The 1,467-nt window shown below is 41.0% G+C and carries 1 protein-coding gene; it reads left to right on the forward strand.

What is annotated here, in order from left to right; genetic code table 11:
• Window positions 1-637 (forward strand): VapE domain-containing protein (locus D0T85_RS21920; protein ID WP_203558558.1); only part of this gene is annotated, 637 nt, incomplete at its 5' end.
• Window positions 638-1,467: the final 830 nt, after the last annotated feature.

Below are 1,467 nucleotides of genomic sequence, written 5' to 3' on the forward strand. Positions count from 1 at the left end.
CTACTACACAGATAGCATTGATTTTTCGCGCAAGCGCGATGCCGAACTTTACCTCAACCGTTTTGCGCTGATCAATATTGATGAGTTCGATCAGATTAGTCCTACCCAGCAAGGTTTTTTAAAACATATTCTGCAAAAGCCTGTAGTAAATGTGCGTAAGCCGTATGCCAATGCTGTACTGGAGATGCAACGTTATGCATCGTTTATAGCTACCAGCAACCAGATGGATTTGCTTACCGACCCATCGGGCAGTCGCCGTTTTATTTGTATCGAGGTAATTGGTGTTATCGATACCGGCCCCATAGATTACAACCAACTTTATGCTCAGGCTATGCACGAAATAGATAATGGCGAACGTTATTGGTTCAACCAGCAGGAAGAGCAGATTATGACTGAGCACAACCGTGATTTTGAACAGATCCCAGCCGAAGAGCAACTTTTTGATCGCTATTTTCGTATTGCAGAGAATGATGATGAGGGCAAGTGGTTATCGCCTGCCGAAATACTGGAGAAACTGAAAATGCCATTGTCGCCCGGTAAAGTAAGGATGTTCGGAAGGATATTACGCAAGCACGGCATTCCATTCAAGCGTACCCGGTTTGGTATATTCTATCATGTAGTAGAGCGTGACGAATAAAGGTTCCTCTATTTTGACAACACGCTTTTCAACACGGGGTAATTGGTTGTTGCTCAGTGAGATATGGGCTCGCGTGTTGATGTGACGAGAAAAAACGGTTTTTATTCTCTGGGAGGGGGAGAGAATGAGCTGTGTTGAACTAAAATAAAAACACAGAGTCACAGAAACACGGAACTTTTCCTTGTGCTGAACACAGAGGCTTCGCTTTTGTCGTACAATAACTCAGAAATAGGCCAACGGCCTTATAGCTTCTAGCGTAGGTCAACGGCCTACGCAATGATGTTACATGAAAATGCGAGGCTGTAGGCCTCAGAGTGTATTTGTATGCAAGAAAGCTCTGAGGCTTACAGCCTTGCGTTCCATGTGATATCCTTCATCGTAGGCCGTTGACCTACGTTAGAGGCTATTAGGCCGTTGGCCTATTTCTGAGTTATTGTACGACAAAAGCGAAGCCTCCGTGTTCAGCACAAGGAAAAGCTCCGTGTTTCTGTGTCTCCGTGTTTTATTTCAATTTCCAGTCTGATTTGAACCAAATTTATGAAATATGAATAATCATGCTAAAACTGTTTTCATTAAAGAAATACATAGCATCATTAAGGTCTATATATATTATAAGGTGTACCCTTTTTGCTCCCCTAATTATTCTTTTAAAATTTATGTTCTACAACACATTTCATTATCAACCACTTAGCATTTTCTTCTAAAAAACTTTCATATTTTTCTTCTTTAAAATTTGGATTTACGAATAAAGTCCCTACCTTTGCACCCGCTTTACAAGAGAGTACAGCAGCAACAAAAAGATTGAAGTATTGTTCACATTTATTTTAAGT

It is taken from the genome of Bacteroides sp. 519 (genome assembly GCF_010500955.1).
Taxonomy (GTDB): Bacteria; Bacteroidota; Bacteroidia; order Bacteroidales; family Bacteroidaceae; genus Bacteroides.